The organism is Streptomyces sp. PL-29 (assembly GCF_058344425.1).
Genome location: NZ_CP136996.1, coordinates 4,402,732 through 4,421,630 on the forward strand (window position 1 = coordinate 4,402,732; position 18,899 = coordinate 4,421,630).

Annotated in this window: 18 protein-coding genes and 3 pseudogenes; 7 read left to right on the forward strand and 14 right to left on the reverse strand. The window is 66.6% G+C overall.

Going from position 1 to position 18,899, the window contains the following annotated elements:
- Nucleotides 1-32: 32 nt before the first annotated feature.
- Genes R4Z63_RS20325 through R4Z63_RS20335 form a run of 3 tightly spaced genes read right to left on the reverse strand, consistent with a single transcriptional unit; the run spans nt 33 to nt 3,970 of the window.
- A complete protein-coding gene (locus tag R4Z63_RS20325; RefSeq protein ID WP_384450695.1) occupies nt 33-2,075 on the reverse strand; it encodes a hypothetical protein in 2,043 nt (680 codons plus the stop codon).
- A complete protein-coding gene (locus R4Z63_RS20330; protein WP_384450698.1) occupies nt 2,072-3,247 on the reverse strand; it encodes a 5'-methylthioadenosine/S-adenosylhomocysteine nucleosidase family protein in 1,176 nt (391 codons plus the stop codon). Before R4Z63_RS20330 ends, R4Z63_RS20325 begins: the two co-directional genes overlap by 4 nt.
- Complete coding sequence (locus R4Z63_RS20335; protein ID WP_384450701.1) at nt 3,248-3,970, reverse strand: NUDIX hydrolase; 723 nt, start codon at nt 3,968-3,970, stop codon at nt 3,248-3,250. It abuts the gene before it with no gap.
- Nucleotides 3,971-4,178: 208 nt separating this feature from the next.
- Between R4Z63_RS20335 and R4Z63_RS20340 the strand changes: the two are divergent.
- Nucleotides 4,179-4,331: pseudogene (locus R4Z63_RS20340) on the forward strand (DUF255 domain-containing protein); the annotation flags it as partial.
- A 458-nt stretch (nt 4,332-4,789) separates the two neighbouring features.
- Here R4Z63_RS20340 and R4Z63_RS20345 read toward each other — a convergent pair.
- A complete protein-coding gene (locus R4Z63_RS20345; protein WP_384450704.1) occupies nt 4,790-5,356 on the reverse strand; it encodes a Uma2 family endonuclease in 567 nt (188 codons plus the stop codon).
- A gap of 232 nt (nt 5,357-5,588) precedes the next feature.
- Here R4Z63_RS20345 and R4Z63_RS20350 point away from each other — a divergent pair.
- Nucleotides 5,589-5,744 (forward strand): annotated as a pseudogene (locus tag R4Z63_RS20350) (DUF255 domain-containing protein); the annotation flags it as partial.
- A gap of 57 nt (nt 5,745-5,801) precedes the next feature.
- Nucleotides 5,802-5,951, forward strand: coding sequence for a hypothetical protein (locus R4Z63_RS20355; protein ID WP_384450707.1), 150 nt, complete (start codon nt 5,802-5,804; stop codon nt 5,949-5,951).
- Between the two features lie 111 nt (nt 5,952-6,062).
- On the opposite strand, the gene R4Z63_RS20360 is transcribed toward R4Z63_RS20355, so the two are convergent.
- Complete coding sequence (locus R4Z63_RS20360; RefSeq protein ID WP_384450710.1) at nt 6,063-6,554, reverse strand: hypothetical protein; 492 nt, start codon at nt 6,552-6,554, stop codon at nt 6,063-6,065.
- Nucleotides 6,555-6,731: 177 nt separating this feature from the next.
- Between R4Z63_RS20360 and R4Z63_RS20365 the strand changes: the two genes are divergently transcribed.
- Both R4Z63_RS20365 and R4Z63_RS20370 read left to right on the forward strand, forming a co-directional pair.
- Nucleotides 6,732-8,804 (forward strand): DEAD/DEAH box helicase, encoded by a 2,073-nt coding sequence (locus R4Z63_RS20365; RefSeq protein WP_384450840.1) that lies wholly within the window; start codon nt 6,732-6,734, stop codon nt 8,802-8,804.
- Nucleotides 8,805-8,808: 4 nt separating this feature from the next.
- On the forward strand, nt 8,809-9,450 hold the full coding sequence (locus R4Z63_RS20370) for a DUF2290 domain-containing protein (RefSeq protein ID WP_491522633.1): 642 nt from the start codon (nt 8,809-8,811) through the stop codon (nt 9,448-9,450).
- Between the two features lie 148 nt (nt 9,451-9,598).
- Here R4Z63_RS20370 and R4Z63_RS20375 read toward each other — a convergent pair whose 3' ends face one another.
- The 3 genes and pseudogenes from R4Z63_RS20375 to R4Z63_RS20385 all read right to left on the reverse strand — a co-directional run.
- Nucleotides 9,599-10,675 carry a terpene synthase family protein gene (locus tag R4Z63_RS20375; RefSeq protein WP_491522570.1) on the reverse strand — a complete coding sequence of 359 codons (1,077 nt, stop codon included), beginning with the start codon at nt 10,673-10,675 and terminating at the stop codon, nt 9,599-9,601.
- Nucleotides 10,672-12,024, reverse strand: coding sequence for a cytochrome P450 (locus tag R4Z63_RS20380; RefSeq protein ID WP_491522634.1), 1,353 nt, complete (start codon nt 12,022-12,024; stop codon nt 10,672-10,674). Before R4Z63_RS20380 ends, R4Z63_RS20375 begins: the two co-directional genes overlap by 4 nt.
- A 93-nt stretch (nt 12,025-12,117) precedes the next feature.
- A pseudogene (locus R4Z63_RS20385) lies at nt 12,118-12,840 on the reverse strand (transposase family protein); the annotation flags it as partial.
- A gap of 282 nt (nt 12,841-13,122) precedes the next feature.
- Here R4Z63_RS20385 and R4Z63_RS20390 point away from each other — a divergent pair.
- Nucleotides 13,123-13,497 (forward strand): C2 domain-containing protein, encoded by a 375-nt coding sequence (locus tag R4Z63_RS20390; protein ID WP_384450719.1) that lies wholly within the window; start codon nt 13,123-13,125, stop codon nt 13,495-13,497.
- A 1,015-nt stretch (nt 13,498-14,512) separates the two neighbouring features.
- Here the strand turns inward: R4Z63_RS20390 and R4Z63_RS20395 are convergent.
- Nucleotides 14,513-14,755 (reverse strand): hypothetical protein, encoded by a 243-nt coding sequence (locus tag R4Z63_RS20395; RefSeq protein ID WP_491522571.1) that lies wholly within the window; start codon nt 14,753-14,755, stop codon nt 14,513-14,515.
- 290 nt (nt 14,756-15,045) lie between these two features.
- Between R4Z63_RS20395 and R4Z63_RS20400 the strand changes: the two genes are divergently transcribed.
- Complete coding sequence (locus R4Z63_RS20400; protein ID WP_491522572.1) at nt 15,046-15,381, forward strand: hypothetical protein; 336 nt, start codon at nt 15,046-15,048, stop codon at nt 15,379-15,381.
- Nucleotides 15,382-15,444: 63 nt separating this feature from the next.
- On the opposite strand, the gene R4Z63_RS20405 is transcribed toward R4Z63_RS20400, so the two are convergent.
- The 5 genes from R4Z63_RS20405 to R4Z63_RS20425 all read right to left on the reverse strand — a co-directional run bounded on the left by R4Z63_RS20405 (nt 15,445) and on the right by R4Z63_RS20425 (nt 18,868).
- Nucleotides 15,445-15,864, reverse strand: a complete 420-nt coding sequence (locus R4Z63_RS20405) for a GNAT family N-acetyltransferase (protein ID WP_491522573.1) — start codon at nt 15,862-15,864, stop codon at nt 15,445-15,447.
- Between the two features lie 138 nt (nt 15,865-16,002).
- The gene (locus R4Z63_RS20410; RefSeq protein WP_491522574.1) at nt 16,003-17,121 is read right to left on the reverse strand and encodes an IS630 family transposase; all 1,119 of its coding nucleotides are present in this window, start codon (nt 17,119-17,121) and stop codon (nt 16,003-16,005) included.
- A gap of 239 nt (nt 17,122-17,360) precedes the next feature.
- Nucleotides 17,361-17,720, reverse strand: coding sequence for a hypothetical protein (locus R4Z63_RS20415; RefSeq protein WP_384450734.1), 360 nt, complete (start codon nt 17,718-17,720; stop codon nt 17,361-17,363).
- Nucleotides 17,721-17,811: 91 nt separating this feature from the next.
- A complete protein-coding gene (locus R4Z63_RS20420) occupies nt 17,812-18,330 on the reverse strand; it encodes an HNH endonuclease family protein (protein ID WP_384450737.1) in 519 nt (172 codons plus the stop codon).
- 103 nt (nt 18,331-18,433) lie between these two features.
- On the reverse strand, nt 18,434-18,868 hold the full coding sequence (locus R4Z63_RS20425; RefSeq protein ID WP_384450739.1) for a hypothetical protein: 435 nt from the start codon (nt 18,866-18,868) through the stop codon (nt 18,434-18,436).
- Between the last annotated feature and the right edge of the window lie 31 nt (nt 18,869-18,899).

Sequence of the window (18,899 nt, forward strand, 5' to 3'; positions counted from 1 at the left end):
CAGGTCACAGGTGCTCCTCTGCTTGAGTTCAGTCAGCCGGCGATCTGGAAGGGCGCCAGGCTGTCGGGGCCGTGCCGTTCGATCCAGCGCTTCCCGTCCGCCGCTATCCCCTCCAGGAGGCGGAAGGTGTGGGTGGAGCCGGCCGCGCTGAGGCTGATCTCGGAGATTTCCTGGGGATTCTCGGTCGGCGCCAGCTGACGGGCTTCGGCGTCCTTGACGCGGATCTTCCTGGCTGGTCCGTTGGCGAGGAGAAGCTCCAGGTCGTAGCCGACGTCGGCGTTCTCCGTCACCTGCACGGAGGTCAGGGCGTCGAACCCGTAGTTGTTCCGCTGCTCGTTCTTGCGCGTCGCGTCGGAGAAGTCGAACTCGGAGCTGATCTCGCGGATGCCGTCCTGGGTGAACAGGAACAGACGGAAGACGTAGTGCGAGTACCGCCACGGGCCGGCGCGGACCCGGCCCCGCTTGTAGGAGGGAGCCGGGGCCACCAGGATGGTGTGAGTGATCAGGTCGCGCCAGGTGAGCCGGTGGTGTTGGAGCGCCTCATCGACGAACGACGTCTTGTCGCAGGCAAGCCAAGTCTCCATCTCCTGTTCGCTGGGCCGCTTGTCGTCCAGGAAGGACTGCCAGCGCTGGTAGGCGCTCTGCCGTGCGGCCAGTTGTTCCAGGTACTCCTGATTCTCCCGGTCCAGTCGGTGCTCCTCACGTCGGACCTCCAGCCAACGGGAAGCGGCTGCGTGCCCGGACCAGGCCGCACCGAGCACGGCCAGGAACGCCCACAGAACCTGCTGCTGGGTGGCATCGGTGACCGCCGTGGCGAACGCGGCCAGAGCCGCCGTGCCGAGAACGGCGAGGGCTGCCACGGTCAGGGCCTTCGTCCTGCGCGGAGTTCGGTCCTGGTGGTGCTGATCGAACAGGGTGCCGCTGTTGTAGCGATTCCGGGCATCCTCGGCGAGGTACCGGATCAGCCATTCGACCCGCTCCACACCGATCCGGCTCTCGCGGTAGAGATCCGCGATCTCGGCGGCGAGGCCGCTGCGGATCTGATCCGTGTGGGCGAGCCAGGCGTCCGAGGTGAACCCGTGGGGCCTGCGCCTGCTGAAGTAGTGATCGAACGAATGGCGGACGCGCTTGGTGAACCTACCCTCGGCGGAGTCCGGGCCGGAGTCGGACCCGGAGTCCGGGCCGGGTGCGGAGTCGGAGGCAGGATCGCGTGGGTGGGGGACGCGCGCCCCGGCCGCGAGGCCCGGCCCGGGCCACCGGCCCCACCACCGGACGCCGAAGCGGGCCGCGGTCAGGCCCGCGCCGAGTGCCACCGGTAACTCGACGATCGCCTGGGCCGGATCCGTGATCAGCGCCAGGGCCCAGAGGAGCGCACTGCTCACAACGAACAGGATCGCGCGGAGGGGGAGGGCCGCCTTGGCGGCGGCAGCGGTGCTCGGGCGGGGCGGAACGGCCCGTGCCCCGATGGGGGTGGGTGCGAAGTAGGTCCAGACACGCTGGCCCCGGTCGTTGGCGAAGCGTTCTGCCTTGGCCCGTTCAAGGGTTTCCGCCCACAGGTAGTCCTTCAGGCCTCCGGTGAGCATGAGGTCGAGGTGGCGGAGGATCGCGTCGTGCTGGCGGTGCGGCAGGTCCTGCAACTGCTTCAGCACGGGTCCGGTCTCGCTGCCAGCCGTGCTGAGCGCCGCCAACAGGTCGAAGGTCACGCGTAGGGCTTCCGTCCACTCGTCCTCGGCGTAGTCCCGCACGCGCCCGGCGGTGTAGCGCAGCCGCTGAACCTCTTCGTCGCTCAGGTCGTGGTGGGTACGTGCGCTGAGCATGGCCAGCACCCAATGGAAGCGCACCTCCGTGCCGTCGTGGCCGTGGGCGATCGCATCAGTGATCATTTCCCGGGCGCGACTGGGAACGCCGTCCTCCAGGAGTCGCACGCCGACCCGGTACTTCTCCTGCGGCGAGGCGTCCGGGTGGACGATGTAGACGTGGGAGTCGTGGACGGTCTCGGCCTGAATCCCGACGGTGGAGTACGCGGCCGAGTTGTACGAATCCGGGCTGTACGCGGCACTGTCGTCGCGGCTCATGCCAGGCCACCGGCCGCAGCGACCAGGGGTGCCAACGCGGCTACCAGCGCGGGGCATTCCGCGACCAGTCCACGCAGCCTCTTGAGCGCAAGGACGGTCTGCTTCGACGCCCTAGGGGCACGCTCTCCGGCCGACCGGAGGGAGGATTCCAGATCGGTCAGGGCCGCCTGGTAACTATCCTCGTCGAGCATGCCCTCGGCGCGGTGCGACCTCAGCTGGTCGCGGAACCCGTTCAGCTCCGTGACCAGGTCCGTCGGACCGGATGCCTTCGGGGCCGTGCCCATGTGGACACTGCTGCCCGTGACCGAGCTGGCCATGATGCCGACGGTGCTGTTGTGAGCGGTGTTGATGACCCCCCGGTCTGATCGCTCGACCGAACAATCCCTGTCGTCCTGGGCCATTGCGGACTGTATGGCGGACTCCCCCTGCTCGTTCACCAGTTCCACTGCCAGGCGGACGGCGAAAGCCGCCGCGTTCGCCGCGGCCCGAGGCTGCCAGTTGCGGTCGTCCGAACTGTTCTTCGTGCCGTCCGCTCGGTCGCTTATTCCCCGGACGATGGCCACGGGAGCTCCGCTGAGATGGCCGGCCTGGGCCACACCGGCGGCCTCCATCTCGATGGCGAGCGCATCGTTGTAGTGCTGCCGGATCCACTTCGCCTCGGCCGAGATCCTCGAGTTATGGACGATCTCGCCGGCGGCGACAGCCCCGAAACGCACCTGCGGTCGGTCCTCGTGACCAGGCGGGGGATCCGCCCACTCGTCCAGACGGGCCAGGTGCGAGGCGAGCTGGCTGATGCCGTGCGGCGCTTCCCACACCCGAGGGCGGGCTTTGAGCCCATCGTCCTCGCTGGTGCCGCCGTGGTAGGCGTACACATGCGACGCCACCACCACGTCACCCAGCCTCGTGGCATCCCACAGGGCGCCGGCGACTCCGACGAACAGCACGGCCACGGGCGAGAACTCCTGGATCGCGCGTTCCGCGATCACCGCGGAGGACTGGTTTCCCTTGCTCGTCAGTCCGAGTGCGACACGGCACGACGTGCCCTTCACGACGCCCACTTCGAACCGGGTACCACTCTTGTGGAGATGTAATCGAAGATCCACCAGCCTCTCGCGCACGGACTGATACTCAAGATTGAGGGCGGTGAGAATCACCACCAGGCCTTTCGACATCTACTCCTCTTCCCCTGGCGTGTGGGGTCGGATCAGCGGTGGGAACAGCACGGTGTTCGGCCCGGCCCGGTACAGCCGCGCGGGCCGCCCCCCTGTGGCCTTGCGGTCCGCGCCGGTGGGAACGATGAATCCCTTCGCGGCCTGGACCTTCCGATAGAAGTTGCGGGTGTCGAGCGGAGTACCCCAGACGGCCTCGTACACCTGCTGGAGCTCCGCGATGGTGAAGCTCTCCCCGCAGAAAGCGGTAGCCAGCGCTGAGAACTCGATCTTGGCGCGCGCGCGTTCGATCCCGTCTTCGGCGATGCGACGGTGGTCGAACGCGAGAGCGGTCTCGCCGGACAGGACGGCGTCCGCGGGAATCCACGCGGCCTCGGTGGCATCCGTCCCCGCGACGGGATCAGGCAGCCCCGGTGCGATCGCCAGGTGAGCTACGGAGACGACTCGTCCCCGCGGGTCGCGGCCCGGACTTCCGTACACGGCCAGTTGCTCAAGGTGCACCCAGCCGGAGGTCAGTGCCGTTTCCTCGCTCAGCTCGCGGTGGGCGGCGTCGAGGATCTCCTCGTCATCGTGGTTCAGAAATCCTCCCGGCAGCGCGAGGGCGCCCTGGAAGGGTTCTTCGCCCCGTTCCACCAAGAGCACGTGCAGACGGCTCTCCCGCAGCGTCAGGATCACGAGATCGACTGTCAGTAGGACGGGAGGTGGTGACCATGCTTCATCTGGCATGTTTTGCAAGGTACTTCAGATACTGTCACTTACACAAGAAGTCGGGCGGCGCGATCGACGCACCACTCGTCCCCAAGAGTCCTGGCGTGACGGAATGGCCCGCGGTCCAGCCGGCGGTTCCGGGGCAGTGGGACCCCGACCCGGCCGAGCGTGGCGGGCTCGGGCGGGTTTCGGTGCTCGCGGCATACCCTGTGGGAGGCTGACCCGCATGAACCGGTTGGCTGGTGCGACCTCGCCATATCCGCTTCAGCGCGCTGACAGCCTTGTTGACTGGTGGCTGTGGGGACCCGAGGCGTTCGAGGAAGCGAAACGGCGCGATGTACCCGTTCTGCTGCCAGTTGAATACTCTGCGTGTCACTGGCGGCAGGGCGTGTGAGTGGCCAGGCGGTCATGGCCTGGGGGTGTGTCAGGGGTGGCAGCCGAGTGGATACGTACGATGAGGATCTGAACGACCACAGGGCCTGGCAGGGGTCCGCAACGGATGTGCGGTGATCATCGGGTACGTTCCAGGGGTTGACGTGCCATGCGAAGCTCTCTCAGCTTCACCCAGGCCTCTTCTGCGCGTCGGACGACAAGCCAAGCGTCGTCACGAGTCGACAGGGGTCTCGTGCAGTGCGTTCCAGCGGCCGAAGAGGTGAGCCACGCCGCCGGCGTCGGCAAGGGCGTTGACCGCACACGCCTTGCGCGGGACACGCGGAATGCCGAAACAACACCGGTTCGGGCCGAGCTGGGGGCCGATGCCCAGAGGTCCCCGGTTGCGGACATGTCTCAGCCCACAGTGCGTCGGAGGCGCCGAGGGCGCGGGCAATTCCTCGTTGCTCACAGGGCCCCAAGGTCGACCATGACAGGGAATGGCGCGGTGGTCTTCACCGTGCCGGTGAACACCTCGCCGTCCCGGTAAGCCTCGGTGGCGGGGTCGAGGACGTAGGTGTAGACGATCGGGACGCCGGTGGCGGCCTGTTCGACCCGCCAGTAGAAGGGGATGCCGGCCTTGGCGTACTGGTCCACCTTCACGATCCGGTCGGTGGTCTCCGACCCCGGGGACACGACCTCGACGACCAGGAGCACGTGCTCGGGGCGGGTGGGCGTGAGATCGATCGTCTCCGCCCGGTAGACGATGACGTCCGGGCGGCGGTTGGTGAGCGGAACGTCCTGCAGGCGGACGTCGAAGTCCGTGTCAGCGTTCCAGTCCGGGCCCGCGGCGGCGTCCAGGGCATTGGCCAGGAGTCGAGCCAGCCGGTTGTGCCGCTTGGAGGCGCTCGGGCTCACGACGACCATCCCGTCCACGATCTCGATGCCGGCGCACTGCTCCTCGGACCAGGAGTCGTACTGCTCCGCGCTGATCTGCGTGTGCATCCACGCGGGCGCCACCATCTCGGCGGACATGGAGTACCTCCTTCGAGGATGCGGTGCTGCTCGACTCAGCGTACTGCCCGCTTCCAGTCGGGCACCGGCTTTGGGTCGGGTCAGAACCTTCAGCGTCCGCAGGGCGACCTGGGGTGCAAAAGGGGTGATCCGCATTCACCACGTGATGGCGCATGAGTGCAAATCGGCCAGGTAGGGCGGGGGCTTGCGGGCCGGACCGGCAGGGCCGTGTCGGCGTGAGAGGCTGGGTCTCATGAACCGGTTGGCTGGTACGACCTCGCCTTATCTGCTTCAGCACGCCGACAATCCGGTCGACTGGTGGCCGTGGGGACCCGAGGCGTTCGAGGAAGCGAAACGGCGCGATGTACCCGTTCTGCTGTCGGTCGGCTACTCGGCGTGCCACTGGTGCCAATGAACTTACACAACCAGGTAGTCCTGACCTGGGGTGTTGCCAGGGGGTAGTCACATGAGTACGTACGATGAGGAACTGAACACGAGTATCGACGCTTGGGTGGAGGCCGAACTGGCCGCCTCGCCCGAGTGGGGGCCCGAGAGGTACGCCAGCATCCGCCAGCGCTTGGAGGACAGCGCACCCTCTGCCACTGCTGAGGAGTAGCGGGCGCGGAGCCGCAGACTGCGGCCCACACGACAAGTGCCGTGCTACAGAACCGATCGGTTCTGTAGCACGGCACTGTCGGTAACCGTGAAGATGATCGGCGAGCCCGGCTCAGCTGGTCCGCAGGGTGTCCACTGCCAAGATCAGGAAGCGGGGTAGCGCGGAGAACGCTCCACGGCGCGGAAGCAACCTGGCCCAGCCGTGGTCGGTCCTGGTCTCGCCGCGCGCTTCATCCGCGACCGCGAACCCGAGCTTCTCCAGCCGTCGCACCGCGTCCTCTGGAGGTGGAACCGGTGCCTCGTGTGGCGGTCGCTCGCGAGGGCGGCGGACGTGGAACGGTGCCGGACCCCCGGGCACGGCCCGCTGATTAGGGGGCTTTGAGCTCCTCCTTTCGTTCGCCTTGCCGAGGACCCGCAGCTGAGTGACGGTCAGGCCGGCGCTGGTGAACCCGGCTAGGAGATGGGCGGCGCGGACCTCGCCGTGGCGCGAGCCGCGGGTGCTCTTGCCGTCCACCGCGAGGGTGTCCGCTCCGGCCGGGTCGTGGCCGATCATGAGCCCCAGCCGGCGTCCGCTGATGAGCCCGCCAGAATCGCTCGCACTCATCACAGGTGTCCCGGCCGCTTACTAGGATGTGCGGGACCGCTCCGGCGCCAAGCAGCAAGAATCGTATGACTGTTAGTCCGGCCGACAGAAGGATGCGACGCGATGCCTCTACAGGTTGTGTACGGGGAAAGCAAGAACCGAAGCACGGCATCGCGCTTGGCTGACGTTTTGAGCGACGTGATCGACGAGGGGACCATCTACCTCGGATACCCGGTGCTAGCCACAGCCGACGAGCGTGTCGAGGTGGATGCACTCCTCGTAAGCAAAACGAACGGCCTTGTGGCATTTCTTCTTGCAGATGCGATCCCCGAAGATGGTGCAGCTTGGGAGGCGGAGGTATCTAGGCAGGACCGCCTCTACAACGTCCTGGACAGTAATCTCAGCAAGCATGATGCTCTCCGGTCTCGCCGGAAGTTGGCTGTCGATATTGAGACCGTGACAGTATTCCCAGGGCCCGTGGATGGCCCGTCGAATGGGCAAGGGACCTACTGTGACTTCAAGGACGTAGCATCGCTGGTCGGCGACCTCCCTGGGCTGGAAGAGCCCATCAGGAGCGCACTAGAAGCCGCACTTCAGCGCGTAACGACGATCAAGCCCGCGAAGAAGCGGGCATCTGTTCAGGATGATTCGTCGCGCGGGGCCATGCTCAAGCACATTGAGCGTGGGATCGCGAACCTTGACCAGTGGCAGAAGGCTGCTGCCATTGAAACCCCACAGGGGCCTCAGCGGATTCGAGGCTTGGCAGGCTCCGGTAAGACTGTAGTCCTGGCACTTAAGGCCGCATATCTTCACACTCAGCATCCCGAATGGCGCATTGCGGTAACTTTCCACTCGCGGGCCCTCTATCAGCAGATCACCGACCTCGTAGAGCGCTTCACGTTCGAATACAGCAACGATCGCCCTGACTATGATTTCCTCCAGATCGTACATTCCTGGGGCTCCAGCTCACGCGCCGGCCTGTACAGCGAAATGGCACGAGCAGCTGGAACTACCCCGCGCGACTGGAACTACGCGCGATCAACCTATGGGATGGACGACGCGTTCCAGGGCGTCTGCCGGGAACTGCTTACGGTGGTGCGGGAGGTAAGTCCTGAGCCAGTCTTCGACGTTGTCCTCATCGACGAAGCGCAGGACCTGCCACCGGAATTCTTTCAACTCGTCTATCTCCTTACAAAAGATCCGAAAAGAATCGTTTGGGGATACGACGAGCTTCAGAAGCTCTCTGAGTCCGCAATGCCGGAAACGGATGAACTCTTCGGCACCGGCCCAAATGGCGAGAGTCTCGTGAGCTTGGCCACACAGGCTAAGGAGCCGCGAAGGGATATCGTGCTTCCCGTCTGTTATCGGAATACCCCGTGGGCACTCGCGACCGCCCACGCCCTGGGCATCGGCGTTTATAGGGAAGCGGGCCTGCTACAGCACTTCGACGATCCAAAGCTGTGGTCTGACATCGGCTACAACATCGTCCATGGCGCTCTGACACCTGGCTCACCGGTCACACTGGAGCGCTCCGAGACGAGTTACCCCTCGTATTTTCCCGAGCGTCTTAAGGTCGAGGATGCCGTCGTCCTGCAGAAGTTCGACAGCCAGGAAGTCCAGGACATCTGGGTTGCACAACAAATCAAGAAGAACCTGACTGAGGACGAGCTGGAGCACGACGATATTTTGATCGTCCTTCCGGATGCTTACCGGGCCAAGTCTCGCGCTCCGCGCCTGATTAGCGAACTCGCCAAGCAAGGCATCGGAGCACACCTCGTTGGCGTGAACACCAGCGTGGATGAAGTCTTCAAAAAGGAATCAGTCGCCCTGGCGCACATCTTCCGCGCCAAGGGGAACGAGGCCCCGATGGTGTACGTAGTCGATTCCCAGTATGCGGCCAGCAAGTATAGCGCCGTAACTCGCCGAAACACTCTCTTCACTGCCATCACCCGCAGCCGCGCTTGGGTTCGCATTGTAGGCTGGGGCGACCCCATGGACGTTATTGTCAACGAAGTCGAAGAGGTTCGAAACAAGAACTTCAAGCTCGAATTTACGATCCCCACGCTCTCTGAACTCGCTGAGATGCGGCACATCAATCGCGACCGCCCTGAAGATCAACGAGAGACGGTCAAGAAGGCCACGGAAGGTCTTCAGGCGTTCGTTGAAGCCTACGAGCGAGGGGACATCGACCTGTACGATCTCCCGCCAGCTCTCCGCACTCGCCTGATGACGGCGAGACTGAGGGAAGATCTTCCTCATGACGACAACTAGGTCTATGAGGGATGAGGTTCAAAATCTCCTCGACTACCTTCTGCAAGCGGAAGTTGCGGCTTACATTAACCCCGTATCCGTCACGGCCTCTAGAGTCTCATGGCACTCGCACGCTCCAGGGATGCAATTCCTGGTAAATCGCGGCGACCCATGCCTCGAAGACTACCGCAGGTGGGTTCAGTCCGGAGCGTATTCCGCATACCTACGCGATGGAGCACTCCTTCAAATCACATACGATATTGAAGGAGGTGAGGTGACCGGGCATCGCCTCGGGTATATCCCATGCCCGTATCGACTGGACCCTGAAATGGTTCTCCAGGACCCTCTGCTCGACCTCGTCGACATGCATGCAGAGGCCGACCCCACGGGAATGGTCCTCCACTCTGCTGTGCGCTTTGACTACGACCCCGCATCTGCCTCGACCGGACACCCTGCCTCCCATTTAACAATCAACTCGGCGAATTGTCGGGTTGCATGCGCGGCGCCGATGCACCTCGGAAGGTTCATAGATTTCATCTTCCGGCACTTCTATCCTGATCTCTGGAAGGCGCATCTCCCTTATTTCTCTGCTGGCGCGGGCAAGGAGTTGGGAACGCGCACCCTTACGGAGGATGACCTCAGCGGTCTCCACATCGCCTGGCGCTAGTGCTGCGACCGAGAAGGTTCACCGGCTTGGCGGTTGGCTGCCGCAGTAGCGCGAGAACGGGTCGGCATGGGCACCCCGGTTCCACCGGGCGTGTTGATTCAGTAACGCTTCATGTTGGGGAGGCCCCGCCGGTTACCGTGCCAGGCGCTCACAGGGCCTGCTCAGGCCGGAAGAGGGTTCGGTGCGGTGCGAGGATGACGGTGGCGGCGGTGTGGCCGTTCCAGGTGTGGTCTTGGCCGTTGTAGCGGGTGGTGATGTAGGACCATTCCAGGTTGCCGGCGATCATCCATCGCAGTGCTTCGATGTACTGGCTGACTGCCGGGTCCCGGCCCGGCGCTGTGGCAAGCAGGTGCTCGCCGAGGGCGCAGAACTCGTCCTCGGTTCGTTGGATGGTGTCGGTGATGCGGTCGACTGCGGCTTGCAGGTTGCCGCCGTTGGTGGTGAGGGCGAGGGTGATTTCGTTGATGGTGTCGCCGCTGTAGAGCTCTTTGCGGTAGGAGAAGATGTCGTTGACGCCGACCCAGTGTCGTGCCACCAGATGGTTGAGCCGCCCGAGCTCCGGCATTCCGGTGAAGTGGTCGGTGAGGTCGATGCCCAGTCCGTACTCCAGGAGCGGGAAGCAGCATTCGCCTACGCTCTTGATCCGTGATGCCTCGTAAGCGGCCATGTCTACGGCCGTGCCGGCCTCAAGCCAGTCCCGCTCAGTGCGGCAAGCGGCGAAGAACCCTTTCATCTCGTGGGCGAAACGGTTCCACAGGCCGGACGGCATGCCGGCGCGGATGCGTTGTGCCAGCATGTGCAGCACGCGCGGGTAGGGAGCTCTGGGGGCGGGCTGGTCGTCGTCGAGGACGGCATCGAGCTGGTGCAGACCCAGGCGTTCCAGGCGTGGGCGCGGGGCGTGGACGAAGAGATCGTCAATGCTGAACAGGACGTCGATCCAGTGGCAGATCGTCTTCGTCCGCTCGGTGTCGGTGGTGGGGTAGGCCAGCAGGTTCCACAAGGTGGTGCGCTGGTGGAGGAACTCCTCGAACGCCTGCGGGCTGTCGGCGTGGGCGTCCCGCAGGGCGTCGTCCAGCCATGTACGGCAGGAGTGCTCCAGGTCATCGATGCCGGGGCGGCGCAGTGCGGGCTGGAAGCGTGGGAGGGACGGTAGCCGAAAGCTGGGGTAGGAACTCGGTTCGACTGCGTCGCCGGGCTGAAGGCCAGGGCTGGGGAGGCTGGTCACCGCAGAGCGCCTTCCCGGGTGCGCAGGTGCAGGGTGAGGGGTTGCTCGGCGGGGACGAGCAGGAAGCGCGGCCGCGGGCGTAGGGAGGCCGGCCGGGTCGGGCGCAGGTGCCAGGTGCGGGTGATGGTGGCCAGCGCGAGGGTGGTCTCGGTCATGCCGTAGAACTCACCCATGCACCGGCGGCGCCCGGCACCGAAGGCGAGGAACGACTGGCGCTGGCCGGGGGTGAGGCGTTCGGGCAGCCAGCGGTCCGGGTCGAGACGGTCGGCGTCGGGGAAGACCTCGGGGTTGCGTTGCAGGGCGTAGGGGCTGACCAGAACGTCGGCACCCTTGGGCAGCAGGAATCCGCAGATCTCGGTCGGTTCGACGACGATGCGGCTGAGCAGCCAGGTGGGTGGGTACAGCCGCAGGACCTCGGTCAGCAGCCGCTTGGTGTAGGGCAGGGACGGCAGATCCTCGAAGGTGACCGGACGTTCTCCCAGGGCGCCGTCGACTTCCTCCCACAGCCGGTGCTGGATTTCCGGGTGGCGACCCAGGAGTTGGAAGGTCCAGGCGAGAAGCGAGGCAGATGTCTCCACGCCTGCGGCCAGCACCGACATCACCTGGTCACGCACCTCGGTATCACCGGGTCGGCGTCCGCTGTCCTCGTCCCCGGCCATGATCTGCGACAGCAGGTCTTGCCGGCCCTGCTCATGCTGCCGGTACTGGGCGATGACCTCACCGATGGCCGCGTGCAGGCGGGCGCGCGCCGCATCGAAGCGCCGGTTCGCCGGGGTCGGAACGCGGTGAACCCAGTCCGCCGGGATCAGCATCCGGCGGAGCAGACCGCGCAGGAGCTCCGGCAGCGCCTCCGCCATCACCTGTGCCGCCTGCCTGCCGGCCGGCGCGGATACCAGTGTTCGCGCGACCACCAGCGCCGCCACCCGGTACATCGCGGACCCGACATCGAGTACCTGGCCCGCCTGCCAAGAGGATGTCGCTTCCACCACGCACTCGCGCATCACGTCGGTGTAGCCGGCGACCCGGCTGCGGTGGAACGCGGGCTTCATCACCGGCTGCTGAGCCCGGTGGTCCTCGGCACTGCAGGTGATCACACCGTTCCCGACCAACTGGCGGGCCGCCTCCATGAACGGGCCGCCCTTGTCGAAACGTTCCTGCCGCGCGACGAGCACCTGCATCGCCGCCTCGGCACTGTTGACAAGGAAGCACTCCCGCCCCATCAGGCGCAGTGCGACTACTGGATCTGATGCCCGCCGCTGCTCAAGAAAGCCCAGCGGGTCCACCGCAAGCCGTCCGGCATGCCCGATCAGCGGGAGCTCTCCTGGAGACGTGCGGACCGTTTGCGGCATGAGCTTCCCCCGATTGGATGCCGATGATCTTCGGGGAGGGTACCGTCCGCGCAGTCGCGCCGCCACTGTCAGTGAGTCTGTTCGGTGGTGTACCTCCAAGACGGGGATGGCCTTGACCACTGACGGCAACCGGTTCGGGCCACAGCGGGCGTGGCGGAAGATCCTCCGGCGTTCGAGCGTGGCAACGCCGCGTTCGAACGGGTGGCGGAGCCGGGCGTGAGCCCGGCTCACTGACCGCTGCCCGGGGCTGAGTTCCTTGCGGAGTGGGCGTCTTGTCGGGCCTGGGAAGGTCCTGCCGGTGCCGGATGTCGGCCAGGGCTGGGCTGCGCTGCGGAGCCGGACGCAGGTCTTCACGGCGCGGCGTCGGTGGGCCTCGGTCAGGTCGTGGGTGCGGCCAGGCAGCGCGCGTGGGACCCGCACCAGTGAGCCTGCCGAATTGGTGATGACGGGTGGCTTCCGCCGTGGCGTCGGTGCTTTGCGAAGTGGTCGGCGCTGCCGTCGCCGGCGTGGTCGCACTCGGTGAGGGTTCCATCGACCAGGACGTACCCGGGATCGGCGTCGCGGAGGGCCCGGGTGAGGCCGGGCGAGTAGGTCGGTGAGGGTGTGGACGCAGGCGTGCGCGGTGCCGACGTCGATCCGGAAACCGGCCGCGTTCTGAGTGGGCGTGTCGTGCTTGAGCGGGGACACCAGTGCGGCCGGTGCCTGCCGGGAGGGGCGGAGCTTGCATCGGCGGTCGTCCTCGCGGGTGACGATGAGCGCGGTGGCCCACTTGACGAGCGCGTGCGGCAGGTCCGGTAAGGCCGGGCCGGTGGCCAACGAGGCTCCTCGGCCGACTGGTTGTGACGTGAGGGGTCTCGTTCAACCGCCTGGGAGTCCCGTTCGCTTCCGTCCCTGTCGCGACCCGCCCGGCCGTCACCCGATCGGTGTCCACCCTGGCAGGGCTCAGTGCTGGTGCATGCATCAATACGGACTTCTTCCGCCCCTTTTTGTCGATCTTGCACGTGGGCCGGGACGTCTGCGGGATGCTGTCCCCCTCACAGTCGTGCACGGGGCCCACCCGGCGCCGACAACCATCAACCCCACGAGAAGGTGACGGCTATGGCTGAGCTGCAGCTCCTCCTGTCCGCCGAGAAGCTGGCGAACAGGGACCCGGACGGGGCGGGCGTCTCCGACCCCTACGCCAAGGTCTTCGTCATGGAGAACGACAGCTGGACCCTTGCCGGGACGACCGAGGTGATCCGCGACACCCTGAATCCGGAATGGAAGCAGCCCATCACCGTGACCGCCACCCGCGGCCAAGGGGAGTACATCAAGATCGAGGTATGGGAAGAGGACCAGGGCAGGGACGACTTCCTCGGTAATCTCCTGCTCTCGTTGGACGCACTCCTGGAGAGCGGCTGCTACCAGAGGCTGCCACTGTCCTTTGCGGGCACCATGACTATCCGGACAGTCGAATGGGGCGAAGGATTCTGACGGCCAGACACCAGCGAGACGCTACCGGCCCTGTGTCGAACATCCGATGGAGCGGGGTGGGGCCGGTCCGGTCTCCACTCACCCGTGCGGGTGGGCCCGCCCGCGTCTGACCGGCGGCGGCCGGCCGGAGCTCCTGGCGTTCCGCGCGAGCGTCCCCTGCTCTGATGCGGGCGACCCGAGTCCCTGATGACATGCGCGCATGACGACCCCGTGCAGAGCCAGAAGTTCAGCATCCTCTTCGGCTGGGTCGACGAGCTGTTCATCGACCCCTACTCCGGGGCACAAAAGCTCAAGGCCCGCTGGGCGGAGACGCCTCGCAAGAGCGCGCAGGTGCTGGAGCAGGCCGTCAAGGAGCGGATGCCCGAGCGCACCCTGCTGGGCATCGTGGCCCGCACCGCGTACATAAGGGGGTCACCTCCAACCGGGCGGGATATCGATTGGCGAGTAGGTTTGCGTGACCCGCCGGGGTCGCAATCGTTGGCGTGGTATGCACAACACCGCTCGGCGCACGCTCGCCGTACTCGCCATCGCAGGGGCCGCACTCGGCATGGCCGGAACCGCACATGCCGACGACGCATCCCCTGCAACCACGATAAACGGCATCTTGGGACTCGGTGACGAGGGCGGGCAGATCCGGGACCAATCCCAGAATCAAGCTATTCCAGTGTTCGGGGACTCGATCCTGAATGGAGTGAACAATGTTTTCTCCCCTAGGGAGCATATCCGTGGAATCAATGGCGTGGGCAGGTCTAGCATGCGGTAGACCGAACGGAGATTGCCCCGAACTCGGGGCTGGTCTTGAGATGGCGGCACCACCGGCACAGCATTTGGGTCCTACCGCCGGCGCACACAGTTGATGCCAGGACACCTGGGGCGGGCAGCATCTCCCGGTCCCCGGGCAGCGGTCGTTGAACCGGGCTCACGCCCGGCTCCTCCGCCCCGTTGGACGCGGCACAGCCACGCTCAAGGGGGTGGAGGATCTCCCCGCCCGGGCGGGGAGATCGGGTATCGACGCCTACTCCTCAACCGATGCCATGATGTCCGAGTGGCTCATGAACAGCACTTCCCGGCCGTCGATCTGCTCCACCTTGAGGACGAAGCCGTCATGGAAAACCACGATGTCCCCCAGGCGAACCGTACCGTTGTCCCGGAGCTCGCCTTCTCCCAGCGCCAGTACCCTGCCCCGGCAGTAAGGAGGGAGTTCCGCGCTCTCGATTCGCTCGACCGCAATCCGGTCCCGCAGGGGGCGGATCTGCATGGCATGCCTCCACAGACATCGAGGTCGCCGCAAGGGGGACCCAGTAGGGCGAGGCCGGTCGGCCTCGACGGCGATCATGCCCTGTGTTTCCGGCTCCGAAAACCACCGCCCGGCTCCGGGACGTGGTTATCCGGGGCAGTCACGGCGGACAGGGGAAGACCCGCGATCCGGAGGTCCTGGTGACGATGGACGCCGCCACCCTTTCCGCGTCCGGCTGACACGGTCGGCAACCGGACCCTACGCTGAGGTTGATCATCTTTGCCCACACCGACTGAACCGAGGACCCCCTCATGGCAACCGTGCTCCCCAACGGCGCGACCCTCAGCGATGCCGCCGAAAGCGCCCTCAACGCGGCGCGGAACCGGACCGAGTATGAAGAGGCCCTGCGGCAGGCGCCGGCCTGCCTCTACGACGACCCCTTCGGCAGCGGCATGACCTACTACGAGAAGACAGCCGACGGGCACCTCTTCCTCAGGCACACGGCCGCCTGCAGCCTCCAGCCGGAACGCTGCCCGGAGGGCTACCTCTACTTCAACATGACCGAGCAGAAGAACCTCTACCCCGACGAGACCCCCCGCCTGGGCGACGGCAGCGACCCCAACCCGCAGACCGGTCAGATCTACTAGATTCGCCGGGTTGACGCTGACGGCCGGCACCGCTGCCACTGGGCAACCGCCCCGATGGAACCGTCACGCTCCTCGATGCATGGACAACCGCGGCCACCTGTCCAAGCCGCGAGCCGCTTCGCGCGTACGGATGTCCTGCGGACCGGGGCCGAGCAGGTCGTCGTGCAGCACCTGCAATCCGCAGCGTGTGTAGCAGGGGTCATTCCACGGCACGTCGGCGAACCTCGTGAGGGTCAGGGCGGGGACTCTGTGGGCTGCCGCCCGCTCGGCAAGGTGGTCCAGTAGCGACCGTCCGATGCTCTGGCCCGCACTGTCGGGGTGCACCGACATCTGTTCGATGCGACGGTTGCCCTCGATACGGTCGGCGATGAGACAGGCCATCGGAGCGTCGGACTCGTCGACGGCCACCCAGGCCGGTCCCGGCCGCTGGGACCGGGCGAGTTCATCGAGCGGCAGCGGCTCGTCCTCCGCGGTCCCGGGCATGCCGATGCCGCGGAAACCGTCCGGCCGCTCACTCGATGTCCGGGAGCAGAGGCAGTCCCTCGCTCCGGACCTCTCGCATACGCATAGCCTCATTGCCCGACGTTCATGCTGCGCCGAGAAGGTTGCCGGGAGACTCGATCAGGCGGCGGCAGCCGGTCTGCCGCCCCAGCGGAGCCCCTTCTCGCTGCGGACGCGGGCGCGTTCCCGGCGCTGGGCGGCCAGGACGTCGGGGTGGCGGGCGTTGGCGTTGCGCCAGCGCAGGTAGGCGTGCAGCTCCCGGGTCTGGACCGTGTGGTTCGGATGGTTCGAGTTGGCGAGCGTGAACTGCCGCAGCGGGCCGAAGTGAGCCTCGATCGGGTTAGCCCAAGAGGTGCTGGTCGGGGTGAAGCACAGGTGGACGTTGTTGTTCTTCGCCCAGCGCAGGACCTTCTTGCCGTTGTGGGCGGAGAGGTTGTCCAGGATCACGTAGACCGGGGCGCCGTCCGGGCGCGCAGCCCGGATCGACCTCAGCGCCGCCAGGGTGTTGATGGTGCCCTTGCGGCGGCGGTTGACGCCCCACAGGGTGTCGTCGCCGACCGAGTAGCAGCCGTGGAAGTAGGTCACGCCGTGGGTGCGCTTGTAGGTCGCCGGCAGCCGGTCCGGCCTGCCCTGCTCGGCCCAGCAGCTGCCGGCGGTGGGGCGGATGCCCAGCGGCCCGAACTCGTCGAACGCGAACGTGCGGTCGGGGAAGCGTTCCAGGACGTGCTCGATCCGGTCGAGTTTGGCGTCGTACTCGGGGTCGGTGGACTCCTTCCAGGTCTTGGTGCGCTGGAAGGTGACGCCTCGTCGCACCAGCAGGCAGCGCAGGGCCTCACGGCCTATGCGGATCACCCGGCCGTGAACTCGCCGTAGGTAGGCAAGCAGTTTGCGGATCGACCATCGAGTGAAGGGCTGCCCGAGCTTGGTCGGGCGGGTGGTGGCCGTCTGGACGACGAAGTCCTCGTCCTCAGGACTGAGCAGGCGGGGACGGCCTCCCGCCCACTGTGGGTCAAGAGCGGCCAGGCCGATCTCGTTGAACCAGTGGATAACATCCCGCACCGTGTCCTCGTCGGCCTGGACCAGCCGGGCAATCACCGGGACCCGGTTCCCGCCGGACGAGGCCAGCAGCATCATCGCCCGCCGGTACCGCACGGTGCTCGTGCTGCCCCGACGCACGATCCGCTGCAACTGCTGGCCCTCCTGGTCGGTCAGCCTCCGGACCTTGACCGGCTCCGCCACCGCGCCTCCCCACACCGGATCGAATGTCGGGCCGCATCCAAACAGCTCCAGCGCCATCACCGCCAACCCGGCGAACCTTCTCGGTCACAGCACTAGGGGGCTTAGGGCCGCAAGACTGTGGCCCACACGACAGTGCCGTGCGAGATGGCCCTTCGGCCCTCTCGCACGGCACTACTACTAGTTGGGAAGATTATCCGCGAGCCCAGCTCAGCCTATCCGCAGAGTGCCCACGGCCAAGATCAAGAAGTGGGACGGCACGGAGCGGTCCACAGCGCGGAGGCGACCTGAGTCCAGCCGTGATCCCTCTTGTTGTCGGCGCGTGCCTCTTCCGCGACCACATAGCCGTGCTTCTCCAGTTGCTGCACCGCGCTCTCCCGAGGGAGCACCGGAACTTCCTCACCTTCGAGGTCGATCATGTAGCGGCCGGGGTCTTCGGGCTGGGGCGCGACGAGGGTATCCGCAGGGCCGAGATCGACCGGTCCGACCACGACTTCGGGCCCCGGCGCGATGACGTGCAGCACCCACCGCCCGCCGAAGGCCGAGACCTCGGCACCGTAGAGCGCCGGAAGGCCGCTGTGGTCGGGGTGGGCTTCGGGCACGGGGACTCCTCTGGCACGTTCTACACGTTCTCGCCGACCGTAACGCACCGGTGCGACAGCGCCTCGCCGGTACGCCGGGCTGGCGCGGTGGTCACCAGAGGCTGAGCGGACGGCCTTCCGCGATCACCGCTTCGACCCGTGCGGCGATCTCCGCTTCGGACTTGCCGCAGACCAGGCCAGCGCGGATGGCGGCGCCGATCGCGCGGGAGCGTCCGGCGGGGCCGCGAAGGTCCGCGAGGGGGCTACCCGGGTCGCGCCGCCGAGCCACCCACTCCGCCCGGTTCTCTGCCGCTGTGCCCAGCCGAAGGTGCGCCGGCTGCTGGCAGGAATGGTTGTCGCAGGTGTGGCAGACGGTCAGGTCGGTGCCCCATCCCAGCCGTGGGATGACGCCGTGTTCGAGCTGATACCCGTACAGGTGCCCGGGCACCGTCCCCCGGCGCGTCCGGCCCGGCCGCGAGGTGGCCCGGAAGGTGGCGTGCCCGGTGCTGGAGATTCCGCCGATGAAGAACCAGCATCCCGTGGCCGGGGCCCGGTAGACCTTCGCCCAGTACCGGGTCCGAACAGTCTCGTCGGCCAGCCATGCGGACCATTCAACCGCCGGTATCCGCACGGGCGTTGGCTCTCCGAGGAGAGATAGCTGCTCGTCAACGGGAGCGGGCCCGGACCCCTTCACCTCAGCGAGCGGGAAGAGTCCGGGCCCAGTGCCGTTCGTCTCAGACGGCATCGGCCAGGCCGCCCTCCGTCGCGGAGTTCGGGGCGGAGGCGGAAGGTGCCGCGGGGGAGGTGCCGGCCTTCCTGACGCGGCGCGCCGGGCGCGGACGCTCGGCACGGGCGCGGAGCTCCTCGATCACCTCCTTCGCGCGAGCGGCGGTAACAGGCTTCGCCTCGCGCTCCAGCTCTTCCGCCGTGACGTCGAGCAGCTGCGCGACCAATTCGGCGTCGTTGTTGAACAGTCGAAGGACGGCTGCGGCAGCCTCCCGCGCCGCGACCTCGGCGTCATCCTTCGCCTTCGACGCTGTTACCGCCGCCTCCCGTGTGGCCAGGGCGTTGGCCGCCGCGAGCTCTCGTGTCCGCGCCTGTATCTCCTCGACGGCGCGAACCCGCCGCCGCAGTTCCGCCGCGCTCACCGATCCCGTCGAAGTGCTCACCTGTTCCTCATCCCAGCCGAATCCGTGCTCA